Origin of the sequence: Streptomyces sp. BHT-5-2 (assembly GCF_019774615.1) — a bacterium.
In the GTDB taxonomy this organism is placed as follows: domain Bacteria; phylum Actinomycetota; class Actinomycetes; order Streptomycetales; family Streptomycetaceae; genus Streptomyces.
Window position 1 is genome coordinate 5,213,691 of sequence record NZ_CP081496.1, and the last position, 20,842, is coordinate 5,234,532.

General features: G+C 73.1%; 19 protein-coding genes. 6 read left to right on the forward strand and 13 right to left on the reverse strand.

Annotated elements, in window-relative coordinates:
* The first annotated feature begins 83 nt into the window (after positions 1-83).
* Positions 84-857, forward strand: a complete 774-nt coding sequence (locus K2224_RS23055) for an SDR family oxidoreductase (RefSeq protein ID WP_221908415.1) — start codon at positions 84-86, stop codon at positions 855-857.
* A gap of 37 nt (positions 858-894) precedes the next feature.
* On the opposite strand, the gene K2224_RS23060 is transcribed toward K2224_RS23055, so the two are convergent.
* Positions 895-2,154 (reverse strand): ROK family transcriptional regulator, encoded by a 1,260-nt coding sequence (locus K2224_RS23060; RefSeq protein ID WP_221908416.1) that lies wholly within the window; start codon positions 2,152-2,154, stop codon positions 895-897.
* A gap of 79 nt (positions 2,155-2,233) precedes the next feature.
* Here K2224_RS23060 and K2224_RS23065 point away from each other — a divergent pair, with 79 nt between their 5' ends.
* Positions 2,234-3,493, forward strand: coding sequence for an MFS transporter (locus tag K2224_RS23065; RefSeq protein WP_221908417.1), 1,260 nt, complete (start codon positions 2,234-2,236; stop codon positions 3,491-3,493).
* Between the two features lie 10 nt (positions 3,494-3,503).
* On the opposite strand, the gene K2224_RS23070 is transcribed toward K2224_RS23065, so the two are convergent.
* Positions 3,504-3,992, reverse strand: coding sequence for a thioesterase family protein (locus tag K2224_RS23070; protein WP_221908418.1), 489 nt, complete (start codon positions 3,990-3,992; stop codon positions 3,504-3,506).
* A 145-nt stretch (positions 3,993-4,137) separates the two neighbouring features.
* Here K2224_RS23070 and K2224_RS23075 point away from each other — a divergent pair, with 145 nt between their 5' ends.
* The 3 genes from K2224_RS23075 (at position 4,138) to K2224_RS23085 (ending at position 7,747) form a co-directional block, all read left to right on the forward strand.
* On the forward strand, positions 4,138-5,532 hold the full coding sequence (locus K2224_RS23075) for a uracil-xanthine permease family protein (RefSeq protein ID WP_221908419.1): 1,395 nt from the start codon (positions 4,138-4,140) through the stop codon (positions 5,530-5,532).
* Positions 5,533-6,057: 525 nt separating this feature from the next.
* Positions 6,058-6,711, forward strand: a complete 654-nt coding sequence (locus K2224_RS23080) for a DUF5995 family protein (protein WP_221909887.1) — start codon at positions 6,058-6,060, stop codon at positions 6,709-6,711.
* A 103-nt stretch (positions 6,712-6,814) separates the two neighbouring features.
* Complete coding sequence (locus K2224_RS23085) at positions 6,815-7,747, forward strand: TIGR03619 family F420-dependent LLM class oxidoreductase (protein WP_221908420.1); 933 nt, start codon at positions 6,815-6,817, stop codon at positions 7,745-7,747.
* 17 nt (positions 7,748-7,764) lie between these two features.
* Here the strand turns inward: K2224_RS23085 and K2224_RS23090 are convergent, their stop codons facing one another.
* Both K2224_RS23090 and K2224_RS23095 read right to left on the reverse strand, forming a co-directional pair.
* A complete protein-coding gene (locus K2224_RS23090; RefSeq protein ID WP_221908421.1) occupies positions 7,765-9,471 on the reverse strand; it encodes an NAD(P)/FAD-dependent oxidoreductase in 1,707 nt (568 codons plus the stop codon).
* A gap of 172 nt (positions 9,472-9,643) precedes the next feature.
* The gene (locus tag K2224_RS23095) at positions 9,644-10,450 is read right to left on the reverse strand and encodes a carbon-nitrogen hydrolase family protein (protein WP_221908422.1); all 807 of its coding nucleotides are present in this window, start codon (positions 10,448-10,450) and stop codon (positions 9,644-9,646) included.
* Between the two features lie 298 nt (positions 10,451-10,748).
* On the opposite strand from K2224_RS23095, the gene K2224_RS23100 reads away from it, so the two are divergent.
* The gene (locus tag K2224_RS23100; protein WP_221908423.1) at positions 10,749-11,297 is read left to right on the forward strand and encodes a nuclear transport factor 2 family protein; all 549 of its coding nucleotides are present in this window, start codon (positions 10,749-10,751) and stop codon (positions 11,295-11,297) included.
* A 4-nt stretch (positions 11,298-11,301) separates the two neighbouring features.
* Here the strand turns inward: K2224_RS23100 and K2224_RS23105 are convergent, their stop codons facing one another.
* The 9 genes from K2224_RS23105 to K2224_RS23145 form a co-directional block, all read right to left on the reverse strand.
* Positions 11,302-11,757, reverse strand: coding sequence for an Lrp/AsnC family transcriptional regulator (locus K2224_RS23105; protein WP_018539858.1), 456 nt, complete (start codon positions 11,755-11,757; stop codon positions 11,302-11,304).
* A 10-nt stretch (positions 11,758-11,767) separates the two neighbouring features.
* Positions 11,768-13,237: an amino acid permease gene (locus tag K2224_RS23110; protein WP_221908424.1), complete on the reverse strand. Its 1,470-nt coding sequence runs from the start codon at positions 13,235-13,237 to the stop codon at positions 11,768-11,770.
* 352 nt (positions 13,238-13,589) lie between these two features.
* Positions 13,590-15,053, reverse strand: a complete 1,464-nt coding sequence (locus K2224_RS23115; protein WP_221908425.1) for a GuaB1 family IMP dehydrogenase-related protein — start codon at positions 15,051-15,053, stop codon at positions 13,590-13,592.
* A 160-nt stretch (positions 15,054-15,213) separates the two neighbouring features.
* Positions 15,214-15,657, reverse strand: a complete 444-nt coding sequence (locus K2224_RS23120; RefSeq protein WP_221908426.1) for a barstar family protein — start codon at positions 15,655-15,657, stop codon at positions 15,214-15,216.
* Entirely contained in the window at positions 15,654-16,124 is a 471-nt protein-coding gene (locus K2224_RS23125) for a ribonuclease domain-containing protein (RefSeq protein ID WP_221908427.1), read from the reverse strand. Before K2224_RS23125 ends, K2224_RS23120 begins: the two co-directional genes overlap by 4 nt.
* Before the next feature lie 61 nt (positions 16,125-16,185).
* Positions 16,186-17,175, reverse strand: a complete 990-nt coding sequence (locus K2224_RS23130) for a sugar-binding transcriptional regulator (RefSeq protein ID WP_067353902.1) — start codon at positions 17,173-17,175, stop codon at positions 16,186-16,188.
* Positions 17,176-17,383: 208 nt separating this feature from the next.
* Positions 17,384-18,064: a ribulose-phosphate 3-epimerase gene (rpe, locus tag K2224_RS23135; protein ID WP_221908428.1), complete on the reverse strand. Its 681-nt coding sequence runs from the start codon at positions 18,062-18,064 to the stop codon at positions 17,384-17,386.
* Between the two features lie 145 nt (positions 18,065-18,209).
* Positions 18,210-20,432 carry an NADP-dependent isocitrate dehydrogenase gene (locus tag K2224_RS23140; RefSeq protein ID WP_221908429.1) on the reverse strand — a complete coding sequence of 741 codons (2,223 nt, stop codon included), beginning with the start codon at positions 20,430-20,432 and terminating at the stop codon, positions 18,210-18,212.
* A gap of 110 nt (positions 20,433-20,542) precedes the next feature.
* A complete protein-coding gene (locus K2224_RS23145) occupies positions 20,543-20,740 on the reverse strand; it encodes a hypothetical protein (RefSeq protein WP_221908430.1) in 198 nt (65 codons plus the stop codon).
* Between the last annotated feature and the right edge of the window lie 102 nt (positions 20,741-20,842).

Sequence of the window (20,842 nt, forward strand, 5' to 3'; positions counted from 1 at the left end):
CGGGCGCGCCGCCTGTCACACCCGCGTCCGGTGTTCCGTCATGGGGCGGTATCCCTCTCCCCCTGCACAAGGACGGAACCGCGATGACAGACACCACGGACATCCTCGTCACCGGCGGCACCGGCGTCCTCGGGCACGCCGTGGTCGGCCGGCTGCTGGACGGCGGGCACCGCGTCCGCTCGCTGAGCCGGCATCCGCACACCGGTATCGCGCGGCCCCGCCCGCACTCGTACGCGGTGGACCTGCGGGACGGCACCGGGCTGGCGGAGGCGGTGGCGGGGGTGGACGCGGTGGTGCACTGCGCCTCCACACCCGCCGGCGGTGACACGGAGGCGGCCGGGCGGCTGATCGAGGCGGTGCGCCGGGCCGGGGTACGGCACCTGGTGTACATCTCGATCGTCGGCGTGGACCGGATCCCGCTGCGCTACTACCGCGCCAAGCTGGCCGTGGAGCGGCTGCTGGCGGGGTCCGGGGTCGGCTGGACGGTGCTGCGGGCGACGCAGTTCCACCAACTGCTGCTCCGGCTCGTCAGGACGGGCGCGCGGTCACCCGTCGTGCCGGTGCCGGCCGGGGTCCGATTCCAGCCCGTCGACGCCGGTGAAGTGGCGGGCCGGCTGGTCGAGTTGGCGCTGGGCGAACCGGCCGGGCGGGTCGCCGACATGGGCGGGCCGGAGGTACTGACGGCGGACGAGGTGGTCCGGATGACGCTGGCGGCGGGCGGACGGCGCCGGCTGCCACTGCCGGTGTGGCTGCCCGGTGCGAGCGCGGCGGCGCTGCGGCGCGGCGAGAACCTCGCCCCCGAGCACGCGGTCGGCCGGCGCACCTACGCGGAGTTCCTGGCGGAGCGGACGAGGTGAGCGGTCGAGCGGACGGCGCCGCGGTGACCGGCGGGGCTCAACCGGCGCCGCCGAACAGCTCGTTCTGCGCGGCGTCCCGGGCGGCGAGCACCGCGCCGCGCAGCACCGCCCGGCCGCCGACGGTGCCGGCGCGGACGTCCGTGCGCAGCGGGGAGAGCCGGGCGAGGTGGCCGGCGACGCGTGCGGCCAGCGGGTCGCCGCCGGCCCGGCCGATCTCGCCGCCGAGGACGACGCACCCGGGGTCGAGCACCGCGCACACGCCCGCCGCGCCGAGCGCGATCCGGGCGGCCAGCGCGTCGAGGAACGGGGCCGCGGCACCGCCGGCGGCCACCGCGTCCCGGACCAGGGCCTCGGCGGGCGGCGCGTCGGTGTGCTCGGGGAGGGCGCCGGGGCGGGGCCTCCGGCCGTGTTCGGCGGCGAGCCGGGCGATCGCGGCGGCGCCGGCGAGGGCGTGGAAGCCGCCGTCGCAGCCGGTGGCGGACGGCAGCCGGCCGGTGCCGGGGACCGGCAGGAAGCCGATCTCGCCGGCGCCGCCGGAGGCCCCGCGGCGCAGCGCCCCGTCCAGGACCACCGCGGCGCCGGTGCCGTGGCCGAGCCAGAGCAGGACGAAGGTGTCGCGGTCGCGGGCGGCACCGTCCCGCTGCTCGGCGAGGGCGGCGAGGTTGACTTCGTTCTCCAGCAGGACGGTGCCGGCCCTGCGGTCGCGCAGCGCACCGATCAGGGCGTCGTGCCAGGCGGGGGCGGTGCCGCCGAGCCGTCCGGTGGCCGGGTCGACGAGGCCGGGGGCGCCGATGGCGAGGGTGTGCGGGCCGGTCGCGCCGGCCTCGGCGAGGGTCCCGTCGACGGCGGCGAGCGCGGTGGCGAGGGCCGTCGCGGTGTCGGGCGGGCCGGGCGCGGCGGACGCGTCGTCGGCACCGGGTGTGCCGAACGGGCCGAACGGGACGGTGCGTTCGGCCCGCACCCGGCCGAGGAGGTCGGCGACCGCGACGGTGAGGCTGCGGGTGCGCAGGTCGAGGCCGAGCAGATGGGCCCGGTCGGCGACGATCCCGTAGAGGCGGGCGTTGGGGCCGCGCCGCCGGGCGCCGCTCTCGCCGACGACGGCGATCAGCCCGGCGCCCTGGAGGCGGTCGACCAGGTCCGCGACGGTGGGCCGGGACAGACCGGTCAGCCGCGCAAGCTGACCTGCCGTCAATTCACCTTCGGACTGGAGGAGTTGGAGGGCGAGCCGGTCGTTGATCCGGCGGGCGGTGGCCGGGGAGGCGGTACGGCCGGCGGCCGCCGCGAACGGTGCGTGCATGGCGGGATTCTCCCCTTCGCGGGGACCTCACGAGCCGTCACTCTTATTATCAGGCAGGGTTCCTGATAATTTGCCGGCCATGGCTGGCAACGGCGTCCCCGGCAGCTCTCCCCGTGCCCCGCTCCCCCGCCCCGGCCTCCGGCTGCGCCGTGCCCGCTGGGCCGTCGCGGCGGTGTTCCTCGTCCATGGCTCGGTCACCGGAAACTTCGCCACCCGCATCCCCTGGATCCAGGACCACGCCCAGCTCCCGCCGGGCGAGCTCGGCCTGGCCCTGGCCTTCCCGGCGATCGGCGCATCGCTGGCCATGCCGCTGGCCGGCCGGATCGCCCACCGCTTCGGCACCCGCGCGGCGCTGCGCGGACTGCTCGCGCTGTGGACGCTGTCGCTGGCGCTGCCCGCCCTCTCCCCCGACGTGTTCGTGCTCTGCGGCGCGCTGCTGCTCTACGGCGGCGCCTCGGGCATGGCGGACGTGGCGATGAACGCGCTGGGGGTGGAGACCGAGGAGCGGCTGGGCCGGCCGATCATGTCGGGGCTGCACGGCATGTGGAGCGTGGGCGCGCTGCTGGGGTCGGCGACCGGCACCGTCGCCGCGCACACCGGCACCGACGCCCGGCTCCATCTCGCGGGCGCCGCCGCGGTGTCGACCCTGCTCGGGGCGGTGGCCTGCCAGGGGGTTCTGGACCTGCGCGGCGCCCCCGAGGAGCAGCCGCCGCCGCGCTTCGCGCCGCCGCCCCGGTCGGCGCTGGTGATCGGCGCCGTGGGGTTCTGCGCGGTGTTCGCCGAGGGGGCGTCGCTGGACTGGTCGGCGGTCTACCTCCGCGACCTGCTGGGTACCGGCGCGGGGCCGGCGGCCGCCTGCACCACCGCGTTCTCCTGCACGATGGCGGCCGCCCGGCTGGCCGGGGACCGGGTCGTGGCGCGGTGCGGCCCGGTGCGCACGGTCCGGGCGGGCGGGGTGCTGGCCACCGCCGGCGGGCTGTTGATCGTCACCGCCGGCCGTCCGGCCCAGGCGATGGCCGGCTTCGGGCTGGTCGGCCTGGGGATCGCGGTGGTGGTCCCGCTGGCGTTCGCGGCGGCCGGGCGCAGCGGCCCGGCCCCCGGCCAGGCCATAGCCGGGGTGGCGACGATCACCTACACCTCGGGCCTGATCGCCCCGTCGGCGATCGGCGGCATCGCCCAGGCGACCTCGCTGACCGGCTCGTTCCTGCTGGTGACGGTGCTGGCCTGCGGTCTGGTGGCGGGGGCGCGGGCGCTACGGGTGCCGGCCCGCGCGGCCACGGCGGCCACGGCGGGTGCACCGGCCGCCGCCGGCCACGGCGGCGGCCCGGAGCGCCCGTGACCGCGGCGGCTCAGGCCGCTTCGGCGCCGGCGGCCGGCTCCTGCTCCGGTCGCAGCAGGTCCGCGGCGATGCCCCGGGCCCGGTCCGACCACGGCGTGGGGCGGAGCGTCTGCGGGTCGACGCGGACCAGGACGCGGTGGCCGCGGGCGTGGGTCTCGGCGCCGTCGGCGGAGCAGAGCCGGAAGCCGTAGGTGAGGCCGGTGCGGCCGAGGCGTTCGACCCACAGGTGGGCGGCGTAGGCTCCGGCGCGGGTGACCGGGCGCTCGTAGGAGACCTTCATCTCCTTGATGACGTTGCACATGTCGCCGGCGGCGGCCCAGTCGCCGTCGAAGCCGAAGCCGAACCCGTGCCAGTACTCGGCCCAGGCCCGCTCGACCAGCAGCGGGTAGCGGGAGTTGTGGAGCATGCCGAGCGCGTCGAGGTCGTCGAAGTGGACGGTGACGGGTACCAGTTGCCCGTAGGCGACGGGGCCGGCGGCCTGGAGGGGTTCGACGCTCACTGGTGGTGCTCCTGGATTCTCGGGTGGATGAGATCGGTGCCCGCGTCGCCGAGGGGGCCGGCGCGACAAGCCCGAGCCATCGTAAGCGGCTGCTTAGAATGCTTTGCGTCCCCCTGTGAAGAACACCTGAACAACTGGAGCAGTCATGGGCCTCGGCGTGCGCTGGACCGTGCATGGCGACGGGCGCAACCCGGCCCCCGGCGCCGTGGTCAGACCGGACGAACGGCTCTCGTGGCCGCGTACGGTGGGCCTCGGCGCACAGCACGTCGTCGCGATGTTCGGGGCGAGCTTCGTCGCCCCGGTCCTCATGGGCCTCGACCCCAACCTCGCGATCATGATGTCGGGCGTCGCCACCGTCATCTTCCTGCTGGCCACCCGCGGCCGGGTGCCCTCGTACCTCGGCTGCTCACTGTCCTTCGTCGGGGTCGCGGCGGTCATCCGGGCGCAGGGCGGCACCAGCGCCACGGTGACCGGCGCGGTCCTCGTGGTCGGGGTGGCGCTGTTCCTGGTCGGGCTGGCCGTCCAGCGGTTCGGGGCGCGGATCATCCACGCCGCTATGCCGCCGGTGGTGACCGGTGCCGTGGTCATGCTGATCGGCTTCAACCTGGCGCCGGTGACGGCCGGCACGTACTGGCCGCAGGACCAGTGGGTGGCGCTGCTGACCATGCTGGTGACCGGCTTCGCCGTGGTCTGCCTGCGCGGGTTCTGGTCCCGGATCGCGATCTTCCTCGGCCTGGTCTTCGGCTACGCCGTCTCCTGGGTCTTCGACCGGGCCTTCGGGATGATCCACTCCGTCGACGGCGCGGGCAAGGTGACCGACCACTGGCGGCTGGACCTCTCCGCGGTGGGCAAGGCCGACTGGATCGGCCTGCCGTCGATCCACGGCCCGAGCTTCCAGTGGTCGGCGGTCCTGGTGGCGCTGCCGGTCGTGATCGCGCTGGTGGCGGAGAACGCCGGGCACGTCAAGGCGGTCGGCGAGATGACCGGCGACCCGCTGGACGACAAGCTCGGCACCGCGATCTCCGCGGACGGCGTGGCCTCGGTGCTCTCCACCTCGCTGGGCGGCCCGCCGAACACCACCTACTCCGAGAACATCGGCGTGATGGCGGCGACCCGGGTCTACTCCACCGCCGCCTACTGGGCGGCCGCCGGCTTCGCGCTCCTCTTCGGCCTGTGCCCGAAGTTCGGTGCGGTGGTGGCCGCGATCCCCGGCGGCGTGCTGGGCGGCATCACGGTCATCCTCTACGGCATGATCGGCCTGCTGGGCGCCCAGATCTGGGTCCACAACAAGGTCGACCTGCGCAATCCGCTCAACCTCGTGCCGGTCGCCGCCGGCGTCATCATCGGCATCGGCGGGGTCAGCCTGCGCCTGACCGACACCTTCCAGCTGAGCGGGATCGCGCTGGGCACCATCGTGGTGCTCATCGGCTACCACGGGCTGCGCGCCCTGGCCCCCGCCCACCTCAAGGAACAGCAGCCGCTGCTGGACGAGGGCACCTCGGCCTACGACCGGACGGACGGCCCCGAGGACCGGTCGTAGCCGCTGCCGCGCCGTGGCGGCCGGGGCGTCGTCCGGCTCGCCCGCCGAGCTTCTGCACTCCCTCGCAACGGGTCCGGGCGGGCCCGTTGCCGGAGGTCTTCTTCGCACCGGAACAGCGGGCGCGGACCCGCTTCGGATCCGCATACCGGGCATTGTCCGAACGCGGCTCGTCGGCGGAGAAAGCGCCCGCATTCTCATGGTCGCGGTAGCCGAAGTCACGCCGGTCACAGGAGAGTTCGAAAAGGCGCCGAGTCTTCCGGCCACCGGTCGGCCTCCGGAATTCCGCGCCGCTTCCGGGCGGCGATTCGTGGGATGCCGAATGGAAAGGGGTGTTCTCAAGGGAAAGCCTCAGGACTGCGAGCCGATTATTACCCCGATCCGGTCGACTCTCCATGGTCGGCGGCATATTCATGGGTATTTCGATGTCACGCTGAGCGGATGACGACCCTTCAGCAGAACGGCAAAACGGGCCCGCGGCCCGCCGCCCGGCCCCCCGGCACCGTCGGACCCGCGACGACGGCGGGCGTGGCGCACGTCCTGGCACGGATGCGGACACTGGACCGGGCGCTGCCCGCCACCGACGGCGTGGCGGTGTTCAACCGCGTCTACCTCACCGTCACCGAGGCCGTCGCGCAGCAGGTGGGCGGCGGCGCCTTCGAGGACCCGGAGGCCGCCGGCGAACTGGACGTCCACTTCGCCCGCCGCTACTTCACCGCGGTGGACGCCGACGCCACCGGGCTGCGCCCGCCGGCCTGCTGGCGGCCGCTGTTCCAGCTGCGGCGGCACCCCCGGGTCCGCCCGCTCCAGTTCGCGCTGGCCGGTATCAACGCGCACATCGGCCACGACCTGGCCCTGGCCGTCGTGGACACCTGCCGGGCCCTGGAGTGCGAACCACCCGCCCTGGAAGGCGACTTCGACCGCATCGGCACCCTCCTCACCGCCCTGGAGGAGGGCATCCGGGAGACCCTGATGCCCGGCCCCGACCTGCTGGACATCGCCGATCCGCTCACCCATCTCATCGGCTCCTGGAGCCTTACGAAGGCCCGCGACGGCGCCTGGGCCGCGGCCCGGATGATGTGGGGCGTCCGCCGGCACCCGGAGATCGCCGAGGAGTTCGCCGACCGCCTGGACGCGAGCGTGGGCCTGATCGGACGCTGCCTGCTGACACCGCTGGGATAGCGGCGGCCGCCCGGGACCGCCGGGCCCCGGCCCGGCACCCCGCCGCCCCGCCGCCCGTGCCGGGTTCGTACCGCCGCCGGGCACCCGCCGTAGGGTGCGGCGCATGACGTTGAGACTGGGACTGGGGTTGCCCCAGATGCCGCAGTACGACCCGCGGCGCGATGTGCGGGACGTGGCCCGCGCCGCGGAGGAGACCGGCTTCGACAGTGTCTGGACCTTCGAGCGGGCGCTGGTCCCGGACGAGCCGCTGGACGGGCTCTACGGCACCCCGGGCCTGCCCTGGCCCGACTTCTACCGCCACTGCACCGACCCGCTGGTCACCCTGGCCCTGGCCGCCGCCGTCACCGACCGGGTCCGGCTGGGCACCAGCGTGCTGGTCTCCGGGCTGCACGCGCCGTTCCCGCTCGCCCGGACACTGGCGACGCTGGACGCGGCCGGCGGCGGGCGGGTGCTGGCGGGCTTCGGGACCGGCTGGTCGCAGGACGAGTACCGGGCCGCCGGGGTCACCGCGTACCCCGACCGCGGGGCCCAGATGGACGAGCTGCTGGACGTCTGTGCGGCGGTCTGGGGGCCCGACCCGGTGGCGTACCGGGGCCGCTGGACACAGATCGCGCCGGCGTCGGTCGGGCCCAAGCCGGCCCGGCCGATCCCGGTCTATCTGGCCGGGAGCGGCGGCCGGGCCCTGGAGCGGGTGGCCCGGCGCGCCGACGGCTGGCTCCCCGGACATGTGACAGGTCCTCAACTCGCCCTGTGCCTGGTGAAGTTGAAGGAGGCGGCCGCCCGGCACGGCCGCGACGCCGGGAAGCTGGACGTGGTCCTGCGGGTCGGGGTCGAACTGACCGGCGCGCCGCTGCCGGAGGCCGGGCGCCGCCCGTACACCGGTAGCCCCGAGCAGGTGCTGGCGGATCTGGCCGGCGCCGCGGAGGCCGGCGCGCGGGAGGTCCTGCTGGACCTCCAGACGCACTGCCGGGACGGCGCGGAGCTGGCCGACCGGGCCGCCGAGCTGCACGGACGGGTGCGGGCGGCCGGACTGTAGGCCGCCCGCGGAGACGTTCAGTCCTCCGGGAGCTCCACCGGCGCGATCTCGTCGTAGACGTCGCCGGGGCCCGGGTTGGCCGCGTCGGTGCCGCCGCCGAGGTGGTGCATCACGCCCCACACCGCGTTCAGCGCGGTCTGGATCGCGCCCTCGGCCCAGCCCGCCGTCCAGGAGATGTCGTCGCCGGCGAGGAAGATGCCGCGCTTGTCCTCGGGGAGCAGCTCCTGCATGAAGTGGGTGAACAGGCGCCGCTGGTAGCGGTAGTGCCCCGGCAGGTTGGCCTTGAACGCGCCCATGAAGTAGGGCTCGTTCTCCCAGGAGACGGTCACCGGGTTGCCGATGATGTGCTTCCGGATGTCGACCTTGGGGTAGATCTCGCCGAGCGACTTGAGCATGACCTCCATGCGCTCGTTCGCCGACAGCGGCAGCCACTTCAGGCTGTCGTCGCACCAGGTGTAGGACAGGCAGATGACGGCCGGCCGGTCCGGGCCGTTGTCGAGGAGATACGTCCCGCGCGTCATCCGGTCGGTGAGCGTCATCGACATCACGTCGCGGCCGGTGTGCTCGTCCTTGTCCAGCCAGAACGGCCGGTCCACCGGGACGAAGAGCTTGCTGGACTCCATGTAGTGGGTGCGCTCGATCGCCGTCCAGTGGTCGATCGGGAACAGGTCGTCGTCGCACTCGATCTTCGACAGCAGCATCCAGCTCTGCGCGGTGAAGACCACCGCCTTGTAGGAGCGGATGTCGCCGGAGGCGTCGGTGACGGTGATGCGGTTGCCGGCGGTGCGGTGCAGCCGGGTCACGGCCGGCCGGGGCGTGCCGTCGTGCAGCGAGGACAGCGAGGTGCCCGGCGCCCAGTGCACGATCTTCTGCGGCTCACGCTCCCACAGGCGCAGCGGCAGCTGCTGGGAGCCGCCGACGATGCCGCGGTGGTGGTCGTCGGCCTCGGTGTAGACGACCCGCAGGATCTCCAGGATGGAGTTGGGGAAGTCGGTGTCCCAGCCGCCGGTGCCGAAGCCGACCTGGCCGAAGATCTCGCGGTGCCGGAAGGAGGTGAAGGCCGAGGAGTCGCAGAGGAAGCCGTAGAAGGTCTGGTTGTCGAGCTTCTCGACGAGCTTCGCCCAGATCTCGCGGATGCGCGGGACGTCGCGCTCGCGCATGGCCTGGTTCATGTCGGAGAAGTCGGCACCCTCCTCCAGGCAGGCGTTCCACGCCTCGGCGACCTGGCGGTAGACCGGGGGCAGGTCGTCCAGGGTCTCGGCGTAGTGCGACTCGCCCTTGAGGTCGACGACGGTCGAGGGGGTGGACTCGGCCAGCGGGTTGGGGAACGGCGTGGTCGTCAGGCCCACCAGGTCGATGTAGTGCTGGAGCGCGGTGGAGGACGGCGGGAAGCGCATCGCGCCCAGCTCGCAGTTCAGCTCCTCCTCGCCGGCCGCGGCCGAGCAGCCGTCGAAGCCGACGGTGCGCAGCCGGCCGCCTATCTGGTCCGCCTCGTAGACGACGGGCTTGAGGCCCATCTTCATCAGCTCGTACGCGGTGACGATGCCGGAGAGGCCGCCGCCGACGATGGCCACCTCGGTGCCGTGCTCGGTCGCCGGGATCTGCCCGAGGCCCGCGGGGTGCGCGAGGAAGTCGTCGTACGCGTAGGGGAAGTCCGGGCCGAACATGGTGATCGGCGGCTGCGCGGTGGTGTGCGGGACGGCGGGGGGCACCGTGGACGTCATGGGGGCGGACTCCTTGCGGGCGGGGCGGGCGTAACGGGGCGTATCGGGCGCGGGTGGTCAGGCCGGGGCGCACGGGTACGCGAGGGGCGGGGCGGGGCCGGGGTGTGATCGGAGCCGGTGGGGATGCGCCACCGGGCGGCCGGGGTACGGGGCGCGGGGCGGCGCCGGGCGGTCAGGCGAGGTCGGTGTAGAGCTCCGGCCTCCGGTCCTGCAGATAGGGGTTGTCCGCCCGCGCCTCCTTGAGGAAGGCCGGGTCGACGGCGGCCTGCACCAGCTGCTCGGAGCGTCCGGCGCGGGCACGGACGACACCGTCCGGTCCGGCCAGGCAGCTGAGTCCGACGAACTCGAACTCGCCCTCCGCACCGACGCGGTTGACGTACGCCACGTACATCTGGTTCTCGAAGGCGCGCACCGGGATCATCTGCTCCGGCACGATCTGGAAGGGGTGCATCTGCGCGGTGGGCACCAGCAGCAGGTCGGTCCCGGCCAGCGCGTGCGCCCGGACGTTCTCCGGGAACTCCACGTCGTAGCAGATCAGCAGGCCGATCCGGATCCCGTCCAGCTCCGCCTGGACGACCTGCTGCTCGCCCGGGGTGAACCACTCGCGCTCGAAGCAGCCGAAGAGGTGCGTCTTGCGGTAGTTGGCGAGCGGGGTGCCGTCCGGGCCGATCAGCCGGGCGGAGTTGTGGACGACGCCGTGCGCCTCGGGGGCGCGTTCCGGGTAGCCGTAGAGGATCGCGATCCGGTGGGCGGCGGCGGTCTCCGCGACGGCCCGGGCACTGGCGCCGTCGGCCGGCTCGGCGAGGCGGTGCAGGTCTCCGCCGATCGCATAGCCGGTGAGGAACAGCTCGGGGCAGGCCAGCAGCCGGGCGCCGGTCGCGGCCGCCTCGCGGGCCGCCTCGTCGAGGATCTTGAGGTTGTGCGCCACGTCGCCGGGCCGTCCCGAACTCTGGAGCAGGGCGGTGTGCAGCGGCGACATGGGACCCCTCGGCGGTGACGGTTCAGGCGGGACGCAATGACGGTACGGGCCGCCGCCGATCCCGGACAAGGTGCCGGCGTTGCACGGCGACGGACGATTCGTTGCGCGTTCAAGGGGCGCCGCGGCGATTCGTTGCGCGGCACATCGCCGCCGGCCGGCACCGCATCGACGGGGTGACGCGGACCACCCGCGGCGACCACCGCCCCACGCGCCACAGCGGCACCGCACACGCCCCGGGGCAAGTCCCTCCGCATCCCACCCTTGACCTGAAGTCCACTTGAGGTAGCAAGATCGCGGCATGAACGCACACGACACCGCGACCACCGCCCCGGCCACCCCCGCCGTGCCCACCGCTCCCGCCGCCGAGGCCGCCCGGCCCGCCATGGAACAACAGCTCCGGCGCCTCACCGACCGCGCCGACATCACCGACCTGCTGGACCGCTATCTGCGCTCCCTGGACGAGGGGGTCTTCGACGAGGCGTGGGGCCGCGCCTTCTACGCCGAGGACGCCACGGCCGAGATGCCCCTCGGCACGGTCCGCGGCCGGGAGGCGATCGTGGCGCGCATCCGGGAGGGGATGGCGCTCTTCGACCGGACCGTGCACCTGGGCGGCAACCCCGTCGTCGAGATCGACGGCGACCGGGCCACCGTCCGCGGCGGCCAGCTGAGCACCCATGTCCTGGCGGACGGGTCCGAGGCCCTCTTCGTCTCGGGCGGCCACGCGGAGACCGAGCTGGTCCGGACCCCGGACGGCTGGCGGATCGCCGCCTCCGCGCTCCGCGTCGTATGGACCCGGGGCACTCCGCCGCGCCTGCCGGCGGGCATGGGGCCGAAGGCCGACGCGTAGCGCCCTAGCGGGGTGCCCCGGAACCGTAGCGGCGCAGCAGCGGGGAGAGGACCAGGACGGACTTGGTGCGCTCTACGAAGGGTTCGCCGGCGATCCGCTCCAGGACCCGTTCGAAGTGGCGCATGTCGGAGGCGAAGACCTGCACCAGGGCGTCCGCCTCACCGGTGACGGTGGAGGCGGACGCCACTTCGGGATAGCGCGACAGGCCGCGGTGGATCGCCTCGGGCGAGGTGTTGCGGCGGCAGAAGATCTCGATGAACCCCTCGGTCTCCCAGCCGAGGGCGGCCGGGTCGACGCGCACCGTGAAACCGGTGATCGCGCCGTCCGCCCGCAGCCGGTCCACCCGGCGCTTGACCGCCGGTGCGGACAGTCCGACCTCCTGGCCGATGTCCGCGTAGCTGCGGCGGGCGTCCTCGGCCAGGGCATGGACGATGCGTTCGTCGAGATCGTTCAGTCGCACTGCGGGTGGATCACTTCTCTGCGGTGGCCAATCGGGAGCGGCGCATGCCGTAACCGAAGTAGATCACAAGGCCGACCACCATCCAGACACCGAAGACCACCCAGGTCACCGGGCCGAGTTGGGTCATCATGAAGGCACAGAGCAGGAAGCCGATCACCGGGAAGACCGGGGAGAACGGGGTGCGGAACGCCCGCGGCATGTCCGGCCGGGTCTTGCGCAGCACGATCACGGCCACGTTGACCAGCGCGAACGCGAAGAGCGTGCCGATGCTGGTGGCGTCGGCCAGCTCGCCGAGCGGCACTGCGGCGGCGAGCACGCCGCAGAAGAGGCAGACGATCACGGTGTTCACCCGGGGCACGCCGGTCTTCGGGTGCACCTTGGAGAACGCCTTGGGCACCAGGCGGTCGCGGGACATCGCGAAGAGGATCCGGGTCTGGCCGTAGAGCACGGTCAGCACGACGCTGGCGATGGCGACGACGGCGCCGAAGGCCAGCAGGACGGACCAGTAGCCCTGACCGGTGACGGACTTGAGGATGCCGGCCAGCGCCGCCTCCGAGCCCTTGAACTTCTGCCACGGCAGGGCGCCCACGGCGATGGCCGCGACCAGGCAGTACAGGGTGGTGACGATCAACAGCGAGAGCATGATCGCGCGGGGCAGGTCGCGCTGCGGGTTCTTGGCCTCCTCGCCCGCCGTGGAGGCGGCGTCGAAGCCGATGTAGGAGAAGAACAGGGTGGCGCCGGCGGCGCTGACCCCCGCCATGCCCATCGGCATGAAGTTGGCGTAGTTGCCGGACTTCACGCCCTGGATCGCGACGCCGCAGAAGAGCAGCAGCGTGACGATCTTGACGACCACCATGATGGTGTTGGCCCGGGCGCTCTCCTTGGCGCCGCCCAGCAGGAACGCCATCGCCAGCAGCACCACCAGGAGCGCCGGCAGGTTGAAGTAGCCGCCCTGGCCCGGCGGCGCGGAGAGCGCGTCGGGGATGGTGAAGCCCAGCGTCCCGGCGAGGAACTCGTTGAGGTACTGGCCCCAGCCGACCGCGACGGCGGCGACCGAGACGCCGTACTCCAGGATCAGGCACCAGCCGCAGACCCAGGCGACCAGCTCGCCGAGGGTGGCGTAGGCGTAGGAGTAGGACGAGCCGGAGACCGGGATGGTGCCGGCCAGCTCGGCGTAGGAGAGCGCGGAGAACAGCGCGGTGATGCCGGCGAGGACGAAGGACAGCACGACCGCCGGGCCGGCGTCCGGGACGGCCTCGCCGAGGACCACGAAGATGCCGGTGCCGAGCGTGGCACCGATGCTGATCATGGTCAGCTGCCAGACGCCCATCGAGCGGCGGAGCGTGCCCCCCTCGCCCTGACCGCCCTCGGCGACCAGCCGTTCGACCGGTTTGCGGCGCAGCAGCCGGGTGGCGACTCCGCCGGCGGGCGGCGGGGAATAGCTGTCCCCGGGGGGCGGGGCGGCGCCGTTCTCCAACACAGGGGGCTCCTTCGTCGCTGCCGGTCGGGCTGACACGTTCCGGCACATTCCGGTGACGGGACCACGGCGGCCGGGCAGGCAGGACGAACCACCCTGCAGCAGGAGACCGCCGAGCAGACGGTCTCCGCCACTCCACGTACAGCGCATGACCTTACGGCCCCTCGTTCACCCGCCGTAATGCAGCTTCCTTGCGCAACAGCGGTGGAACGTTGCGCACAGCCGAGAAGAGCGGCGGAACGTTGCGCTCCACCCAGTGAATCACGACCCTGCCCGAAGAACGCGACCGGCCCCGCACCAGGTCGGTGCGGGGCCGGTGAGCGGCGGGTACGGAGCCTTCGGCGGGCTCCCCGGGTCAGCTCCAGCTGTTGTGCAGCGGCTTGCCCTCGGCGTAGCCGGCGGCGCTCTGGACGCCGACCACGGCCTTCTCCGCGAACTCCTCCAGGGAGGCCGCGCCGGCGTAGGTGCAGGAGCTGCGGACGCCCGCGATGATCGAGTCCACGAGGTCCTCGACGCCGGGCCGGGCCTGGTCGATGAACATCCGGGAGGTGGAGATGCCCTCCTCGAACAGCGCCTTGCGGGCGCGGTCGTAGGCCGACTCCTCGCTGGTGCGGTTGCGCACCGCACGCGCCGAGGCCATCCCGAAGCTCTCCTTGTACGGCCGGCCCTCGGCGGTGTGCTGGAGGTCGCCGGGCGACTCCAGGGTGCCGGCGAACCACGAGCCGATCATGACGTTGGACGCGCCCGCGGCCAGCGCCATGGCCACGTCGCGGGGGTGCCGGACACCGCCGTCGGCCCAGACGTGCTTGCCGTACTTGCGGGCCTCGGCGGCGCACTCCAGCACCGCGGAGAACTGCGGACGGCCCACGCCGGTCATCATGCGGGTGGTGCACATCGCGCCCGGGCCGACACCGACCTTGATGATGTCCGCGCCGGCCTCGATGAGGTCGCGCACACCGGAGGCGGCGACGATGTTGCCCGCGACGATCGGGACCTGCGGGTCCAGCGCCCGGACCGCCTTGATCGCGCTGATCATCGACTCCTGGTGGCCGTGCGCGGTGTCCACGACGAGGGTGTCCACACCGGCGTCCAGCAGCGCCTTGGCCTTGCCGGCCACGTCGCCGTTGATGCCCACGGCGGCGGCGATCCGCAGCTTGCCGTCGGCGTCGGTGGCGGGGGTGTACAGGGTGGCGCGCAGCGCGCCCTTGCGGGTCAGGATGCCGACCAGCATGCCGTCCGCGTCGACCGCGGGGGCCAGCTTGCGGTTGGCGGCGTCGAGGCGGTTGAACGCCTCGCGGGGGTCGATGTCCGCGTCCAGGACCAGCAGGTCCTTGGACATGACCTCGGCCACCTGCGTGAAGCGGTCCACGCCGGCCAGGTCGTGCTCGGTGACGACGCCGACCGGCCGGCCGCCCTCGACCACGATGCCCGCACCGTGCGCCCGCTTGGGCAGCAGCGACAGCGCGTCCGCCACGGTGGAGACCGGGGAGAGCACGATCGGGGTGTCCAGCACCAGGTGGCGCTGCTTGACCCAGGTGATGACGTCGGTGACGACGTCGATCGGGATGTCCTGCGGGATCACGACCAGACCACCGCGGCGGGCCATGGTCTCGGCCATACGGCGGCCGGCGATCGCCGTCATGTTGGCGACCACGAGCGGGATGGTCGTGCCGGAGCCGTCGCGCGAGGCGAGGTCCACGGCCTGGCGGGAGCCCACCGACGAGCGGCCGGGCACCATGAAGACATCGTCGTAGGTCAGGTCGTAGGGCACCGAAGAACTCTCTTCGAGGGCGCCGTTCTTCGGATTGAGGAATCGCATACCACCAGGATACGGGCCCTGACCAGGACTCATGTGATGGTCCTACGGCCACCCGGCGCGGTGTGTGCGATCCGCCAAGGCGCCGTCCGCCCACCGGGACGCCGGCTCACCGGCCGCGTCCGCGGCGTCGCGGAACGGCGCCCCGCGGGCGGGGCCGGGGCTACGCCCCCTGCCGGCCGCGCCCGCCGGCCATGACGACCGCGAGCCCGGTGTCGGTGTCCCGCCAGTAGCCGACGGTGTCCGCCAGCACGCCCTCGACCACGGACCAGTCCTCCGGGACGGCGGTCGCGTACTCCTGCCAGCCGGTGACGACCAGCAGCCGGCCGCGGGCCGGCGGCAGCCATGACAGGTCGGTCAGGCAGTCGGCCAGGGCGTCCCAGTTGTGGCCGAAGTACCCGGGGAAGTCCAGGGCGTCCGCGCAGCGGTCCAGGAACGCGGCCTTGTCGGCGGCCCCGGCGAGGTCCAGGGCCGCGGCGTGCCAGCCCGCGGCCCGGGCGGCGGCCAGGGCGTCCGCCACCGGGCGGTCGGCCGGCCAGGGCAGCACCCCCGCCGGCGTCCGCCCGTCGAGCACCGCGGCCAGTGCCGGGGGCACCTCGGGGCTCACCGGAGCACCGCCTGGAAGCTCTTGTAGTGGTCGCCGGTGTAGAAGATCTCGTGGTGGCCGCCGGTGATCAGGCGGCGGGCGCCGCGGTTCTTCGCACCGGGGGTGTCGACCGTGTACTCGTGGTAGTAGCCGCGCGGCTCGGCGGGCAGCCGCTTCTCGTAGTTGCCGAAGACGGTGCCGTCCTTGGGGTACGGGAACGGCCCGCCGGCGTCGATGAGCTTCAGGGTGCGGCGGGCCTCGGCGGGCAGCCGGTCGGCCGGGACGGTCGGCAGGCCCTTCGCCCAGCCCGGTGCGGCGCCGCCGGAGGACCGGCCGCCGGCCGTGGCGGTCGCGGACGGCCGGTGCGAGGAAGCCGAACTCCCCTTGCCGTCACCGCCGGTGGAACATCCGGTCAGGACGAGGAGCAGCGCGGCGAGCAGCGCGCCGAGGACGGCGGCGGCCCGGCGCGGCGCGGTGTGGATCAGCATGCGCCGATGCTGTCACAGCCGCGCGCCGGCTGCTCGCCGGCAGACGCACCGTACCGCGCGCTCACTTCCCGTCGGGGTCCGCCCGGTCGAGCGCCGGCCGCGGGCCGGGGCCGGTCTCCAGCAGCAGGTGGTCGGCGGCCGCGGTGTCCGTCACCAGGCTCGTCACCAGGCCGGAGCGGAGCACCGCGCCGATCGCCGCGGCCTTGCGCCGGCCACCGGCGATCGCCACCACCTCGGGAATGCGGCGCAGCCGGTCCGCCTCGACGGTGATGCAGCGCTCGCCCAGATCGCGGCCGATGCGCCGCCCCTCGGCGTCGAAGAGGTGCGCGGACATCTCGGCGGCCGCGCCCAGCGAGGCGTAGTGCTCGCGCTCCTCCTCCGACAGCATGTCGTAGACGGTCGAGACGCCGGGCTCCCACGAGCCGATGGAGACGCAGGCGACGGTGACCTTGTCGAAGTACTCGAAGGCGCGGGCGATGCCGGTCTGGCCGCGCAGCGCGGCGGCGGTCGCCGAGTCGGGCAGCAGCATCGGCGCGTAGATCGGGTGCGCCTCGCCTCCGGAGACGTCGGCCGCGCGGCGGACCGCCTCGACCGAGCCGCGGTCGGCGGTGCCGGCGTCGTAGACCCCGGTCAACTGGACGACGGTGCACGGCGGCAGCCGGTGCAGCGCGGCCGCCATGTGGATCGTCGAGCGGCCCCAGGCGAGGCCCAGCACATCGCCCTCGGCGACGAGCTCCCCGAGGAGGTCGGCCGCCACCTCGCCGAGGTTCTCCGGGTCGGCGGCGTCCTCCGAAGCGTCCGCGGGCGATTCGACGACGACCGCGTGCCGCAGGCCGTAGCGGGCACGCAGGGCGTCGGAGCGCTCCGCGTCGAGTTCGGAGGGCACCCGGATCTCGATCCGTACGAGATCACGCTCCAGGGCCGTCTCCAGGACGCGGGCGACCTTGAAGCGGCTGACGCCGAACTCCTCCGCGATCTGGATCTTGGACTTGCCCTCGAGATAGAAGCGGCGGGCCATGGCCGCGGCCTGCACCAGCTCGGCGGGGCCCATTCCGGACTGCGGGCGGCTGGCTACCACGAATTTCTCCCCTTTTGCGCATCTGATCGAGTCTTTGCTCATCCTTTCAGAAACCCGAGGTGTACGGGGACCAAGACCGGCACGACGGGCATGAACGCTCGGTAGCCACCAGGTCAACCGATGGCACGTGACATACCCGACGGGCCGGCCCCGAAGCCCCGTACGGGCCGGGCCGACTCGATCAGTGGGCGCAGCCCCAGCTCGCGGCCGTCGCCGCCTCGGCCTTCTCCCGCAGGTCGCGGACGGCCTTGGCCGGGTCGTCCGCCCCGTACACCGCGGAGCCGGCCACGAACACGTCGGCGCCGGCCTCCGCACACCGCTCGATGGTCTCCGCGGAGACCCCGCCGTCCACCTGGAGCCACATCTGCAGGCCGTGCCGCGAGATCAGCTCCCGGGTGCGGCGGATCTTCGGCAGCATGATGTCCAGGAACGCCTGACCGCCGAAGCCGGGCTCGACGGTCATGATCAGCAGCATGTCCAGCTCGGGCAGCAGGTCCTCGTACGGCTCGATCGGCGTGGCCGGCTTCAGTGCCATCGACGCCCGCGCGCCCTTGGCCCGGATCTCCCGCGCCAGCCGGACCGGCGCCCCGGCCGCCTCCGCGTGGAAGGTGACCGAACCGGCCCCGGCCTCCACGTACTGCGGCGCCCAGCGGTCCGGGTCCTCGATCATCAGGTGCAGGTCGAGGGGGGTCTCCGTCGCCCTGCTCAGCGACTCGACGATCGGCACGCCGAGGGTGAGGTTGGGGACGAAGTGGTTGTCCATCACGTCGACATGGAGCCAGTCGGCGCCCTCGACGGACTTCGCCTCCTCGGCGAGGCGGGCGAAGTCGGCGGACAGGATGCTGGGGTTGATCAAGGCCATGCCCCCAGTATGGCGGTCCGCCCCCGGCCGGGCCGCGGCGGGCCGCGAGACCCCCGTCACCCCGGGTCCGGCACACACCGGGCCGCACCGGCCGGACGCGCGGCCCGGCCGGGGCGGACGAGGTGGTGCCGAGGTGGTGCGGCGGTCAGCCCCGCAGGGTCGCCAGCGCCTGGTTCAGCGTCTTCGACGGACGCATCACCGCGGACGCCTTGGCCGCGTCGGGGCGGTAGTAGCCACCGATGTCGGCCGGGGAGCCCTGCACCGCGATCAGCTCGTCGACGATGGTCTGCTCCTGCTCGGTCAGCGTCTTGGCCAGCGGCCCGAACGCCTCGGCGAGCTGCGCGTCGTCGGTCTGCTTGGCCAGCTCCTGGGCCCAGTAGAGGGCGAGGTAGAAGTGGCTGCCGCGGTTGTCGATGCCGCCCAGGCGGCGGCTCGGCGACTTGTTCTCGTTGAGGAACGAGCCGGTCGCGCGGTCCAGGGTGTCGGCGAGGACCTTGGCGCGGGCGTTGCCCGTGGTGTTCGCCAGGTGCTCGAAGCTGACCGCGAGCGCGAGGAACTCGCCCAGGCTGTCCCAGCGCAGGTAGTTCTCCTTGACCAGCTGCTGGACGTGCTTGGGGGCGGAACCGCCGGCGCCGGTCTCGAACAGGCCGCCGCCGTTCATCAGCGGGACGACCGAGAGCATCTTGGCGCTGGTGCCCAGCTCCAGGATCGGGAACAGGTCGGTCAGGTAGTCGCGCAGGACGTTGCCGGTGACCGAGATGGTGTTCTCGCCGCGGCGGATGCGCTCGACGGAGAGCTTGGTGGCCTCGACCGGGGAGAGGACGCGGATGTCCAGGCCCTCGGTGTCGAACTCCGGCAGGTACTGCTCGACCTTCTTGATCAGCTGGGCGTCGTGGGCCCGCTCGGCGTCCAGCCAGAACACGGCCGGGTCGCCGGTGGCGCGGGCGCGCGTGACGGCCAGCTTGACCCAGTCCTTGATCGGCGCGTCCTTGGTCTGGCAGGCGCGGAAGATGTCGCCCTCGGAGACGGTCTGCTCCAGGACGACGTCGCCGGCGCGGTTGACCAGGCGGACGGTGCCGGTGGACGGGATCTCGAAGGTCTTGTCGTGGGAGCCGTACTCCTCGGCCTTCTGCGCCATCAGGCCGACGTTCGGGACGGAGCCCATCGTCGACGGGTCGTAGGCGCCGTGGGCGCGGCAGTCCTCGATGACGGCCTGGTAGACGCCCGCGTAGGAGGAGTCCGGGATGACGGCGAGGGTGTCGGCCTCGTTGCCGTCCTTGTCCCACATGTGGCCCGAGGTGCGGATCATGGCCGGCATGGAGGCGTCGATGATGACGTCGGACGGCACGTGCAGGTTGGTGATGCCGCGGTCGGAGTCGACCATGGCCAGGTCCGGGCCCGCGGCCAGCTCGGCCTCGAAGGACGCCTTGATCTCGGCGCCGTTGTCCAGGGACGCAAGGCCCTTGTAGATGCCGCCCAGACCGTCGTTCGGGGTCAGGCCGGCGGCGGCGAGGGCCTCGCCGTGGCGGGCGAAGGTCTCCGGGAAGAAGGCGCGCACGACGTGACCGAAGACGATCGGGTCGGAGACCTTCATCATGGTGGCCTTCAGGTGCGCGGAGAACAGCACACCCTCTTCCTTGGCGCGGGCGACCTGGGCGGTCAGGAACTCGCGCAGGGGGGCGACCCGCATCACGGAGGCGTCGACGACCTCGCCGGCGAGGACCGGCACGGACTCGCGCAGCACGGTGGTGGTGCCGTTGTCGGCGACCAGCTCGATGCGCAGGCTGTCGTCCGCGGGGATCACGGCGGACTTCTCGGTCGAGCGGAAGTCGTCGGCGCCCATCGTCGCGACGTTGGTCTTGGAGTCGGCGCTCCAGGCACCCATGCGGTGCGGGTGGGCCTTGGCGTAGTTCTTGACGGCCGGGGCGGCCCGGCGGTCCGAATTGCCCTCGCGCAGCACGGGGTTGACGGCGCTGCCCTTGACCTTGTCGTAGCGGGCGCGGATCTCGCGCTCCTCGTCGGTCTTCGGGTCGTCCGGGTAGTCCGGCAGCGCGTAGCCCTGCTCCTGGAGCTCGGCGACGGCCGCCTTCAGCTGCGGGATGGAGGCCGAGATGTTCGGCAGCTTGATGATGTTGGCGCCCGGCGTCTTGGCCAGCTCGCCGAGCTCGGCGAGGGCGTCGCCGATCCGCTGCTCCTCGGTCAGGTACTCCGGGAAGCCGGCGATGATGCGGCCGGACAGCGAGATGTCGCGGGTCTCCAACGTCACCCCGGCGGTCGCGGCGTAGGCCCCCACGACCGGCAGGAACGAGTACGTCGCCAGGGCCGGGGCCTCGTCAGTGTGGGTGTAAATGATGGTCGAGTCAGTCACCGGGTACTCCGCTCCATCCACGTCTCAAATATTGCTCGACGTCAAGATATCAAGATTCCTCGACATCAAGATATCTCGTGCGCCGACCGGGCCGGCCGGCGGGCGCCGGCTCAGCGGAACGTCTTGTCCCACCCGCCCGCGACGAGCGCCCGCACCGCGTTGTCGAATCCGTCTGCGACCCGCTGGATCCCGGCGTCGCCGGCCAGGTGGACATCGCCGTCGTCGGCCGGCAGCACGGCCTCCCGGGTGTCCGTGGCCGTTCCGACGAGCAGGACCGGAGAACCGATGCGGTCGCCGAAGACGCGCACGCTCCGCGGCAGCGAGTGCGCCGGTCCCTCGTCCTCGACACCGAGGCCGTCAGGAACGTCCCGCCGAAGCGGTGGGACCAGGTCACGGTGAACTCGCCGTAG